This window comes from Bacteroidota bacterium, from assembly GCA_018831055.1.
GTDB lineage: Bacteria > Bacteroidota > Bacteroidia > Bacteroidales > B18-G4 > M55B132.
Window position 1 is genome coordinate 1 of the sequence record JAHJRE010000275.1, and the last position, 2,645, is coordinate 2,645.

A 2,645-nucleotide genomic window follows, 5' to 3' on the forward strand; every position below is an offset into this window, starting at 1 on the left:
ATCAGGACATGCATCGCCTCATTCAGGAGCGGCACGATAATGCGGGTTGTCACATAGCCGGGATACTCGTTGACCGTGATGTGTTCTTTGTCGAGCAGACGGGCAAATTCAACAGCCTTGGCAAACGTCTCCGCATCGGTGTGAAAGCCTTTGACAATCTCGACCACCGGAATTTTCGTGACCGGATTGAGGAAGTGCATGCCGATAATCTTCTCGGGCCGCTCGGTTACGGCCGCGATTTCCGAAACGGAGATAGTGCCGGTATTCGTGATCAGAAGCGCATCGGGCTGGCAGATCGTATCGAGTTTCTCGAAAAGGTCGCGCTTCATCGCGAGATCCTCAGGAATCGCCTCAAGGACGATTTCGGCATGGTCGGCCATGGAGAGGTCCGATGACGGGTAGATGCGGGCCATGATTGCCCGTTTATCCGATTCGGTGAGACCCCATTTGCCGATTTCGCGGTCGATTGCTTCTTTGATTCCCTGGACACCGCGTTCGGCCAGCCGCGTCGTTTTGTCGACCAGCGTGACCTCGGTGCCCTGCGTGGCGATGGCCTCGGCGATACCCTGACCCATCACTCCCGCGCCTATTATGATAATTTTGGCTGAAGGCATTTAAACCTGTCCTGCAACTGCATTCTTGCGTTTACGTCCGGCCGATACTATGATCGACCAATCAAGAGGGAATATAATTGCTCTTGGCAGGGGGGCAACGCCTAATTATATTTTCCGCGAACGACTTAAGGATAATTTCGGTGGTCAAATCGACCGATTGGATGTACAAGGGATGGAGACAGGACGGCGCGATTCCGCGCCAGTCACAGGCCCCCGGTGAGAGATATTCTGCGAGGACGACCATGAAGACAAGATTAGTATGCGTTATCGCCTTTCTGGCGATGGTTTTGGGCGCCGCTACTGTATCCGAGGCGGCTATTCGACGTGTCCCGGCCCGGTATAACCTGCTCAATTTCTACGGCGGCTACGCGATTCCTCACGGGGAATACAGTGAAGTCGGCTTGTTTCGGTGGGAGGATACGTCCGGTCGCCCGTATTTGTGGGATGCCGACAGCATGTTCAATGAGACCTTCTATTTTGGAGTCGACTACGGCTCAATCGTCAACCGGCGCTTTCAATACTTGGTCGGTTTCCGCTATACCAATCACGACATAATCGACGCCCGGGTTCTGGAAATGGAAAGCCAGGGAGTTGGAAAACTGACCTATCGAACTTACGACCTCAATTTTGAGGTAAATGCTTACCTGCTCGATCTGAGCGAAAACGTCTTTTCGCCTTATGCCGGCGCCGGTTTCCAGGCCGGACTGGTTGTTTACCACGAAAAAGGCTATGACTCGGATTCCAAGATTAAGGTCGCCGGAAGCGTCAATTTCGGCGCCGATTTCAAAGTATTCGAGGGGCCGAACAAGGGGTCGTTCGTGACGCTGGCCTCGGCCAACAGCTACAATTTATTTGCATCCGACAACCGGCCGCAGTATCTCCAGATAGGTGGGGGGCTGCGCTACTGGTTCCGGTAGAAGTTCGGGAGCCGGTCGAGCGCTCCGATCACAATTACGCAAACCGACTGTGGAGATTACATGACGACACCTCGTACCCTGTGGATACTTGTGTTTGCCGCCTTGATTGTCATGGCCGGTTGCGGCGGCTGCGGCGACAAAGGCACCGATCCGCCGAAACTACCCGGAAATACCATCGTGCCGCTCAACGGGCTTCTGTTCAAGGGGGCCATGGGGAGCGATTCCCTCAACAAAGCGCCGCAGTTCGCGCTCACGGATGTCAACGGTGACCGTGTGATCGGTGCGCCGATTCAGGTCAGTCTGATCAGCGGCGACGGTTCCGGGTTTCCCGCGAATGTCACCACCGATGCTTCCGGAGTGGCCACCCTGACCTATAATTTTTCCGGGGTCAAGCCGTTTGCGGCGCTGCAACTGATCGTTCCCGATGTTGACACGGCGACCGTGCTTTTTCGGACCGATGCCATCTATCCCGGAATTCACGGGCAGGCAAGCTATGCCGGGTTTGACGACCAATGGAGCGAAGTGCGGTCCTGGCTGGGCGATCCGGTGTCGGTCGATATTATTCCGCCACCGAACAATACGATTATCTATGTCAATTATGAAAGCACCCTCGGTGTCGTTGTCATGATTTATGATCTCGATCGCAACGGCGTTTTGTATGATACCTCAAGCGTCTACGGTGTGATTGTCAACACCGTCTATACCGGGACCACCACCGGCGTGAACCCGATCGGGATCGGATCGACCATCGCGGAACTGCGCACGCGGTTCGGCACTCCGGACTATGTCAATACGGTCGTTACCGATACGGTCGAGTTCCGCTACTTGCAGTGGGGTCTGCTCGGCTACGCCTATGCACCGTCGGCCGGAGACACAATTCTGACCGAACTTCATTTTACGGAATACGCCGTGCAGCCGGATCATATCGTTGCGCTTAATGGTCTGTATTATGCCGGGTCGATGGGGAGTTTCATCAGCAACCCGGTGCTCGAATTTCAGGTCGAAAACATCGACAACGATGCGATCGGCGGGGCCACGGTGAAACTGACGCGGCTCGAAGGCGACGGCGCCTTTGTCGGGATCGGTGGAGCTACCGATGAGATGGTCACGGACG

General features: G+C 55.3%; 3 protein-coding genes. 2 read left to right on the forward strand and 1 reads right to left on the reverse strand.

The annotated features are described in order from the left end of the window. The coding region (locus tag KKA81_16450) for a 3-hydroxybutyryl-CoA dehydrogenase (protein ID MBU2652517.1) at positions 1-575 on the reverse strand (575 nt) is incomplete at its 3' end. Positions 576-856: 281 nt separating this feature from the next. On the opposite strand from KKA81_16450, the gene KKA81_16455 reads away from it, so the two are divergent. Together KKA81_16455 and KKA81_16460 are read left to right on the forward strand one after the other, a co-directional pair. Continuing rightward, the gene (locus KKA81_16455; protein MBU2652518.1) at positions 857-1,531 is read left to right on the forward strand and encodes a hypothetical protein; all 675 of its coding nucleotides are present in this window, start codon (positions 857-859) and stop codon (positions 1,529-1,531) included. Positions 1,532-1,591: 60 nt separating this feature from the next. Next, the coding region (locus tag KKA81_16460; protein ID MBU2652519.1) for a hypothetical protein at positions 1,592-2,645 on the forward strand (1,054 nt) is incomplete at its 3' end.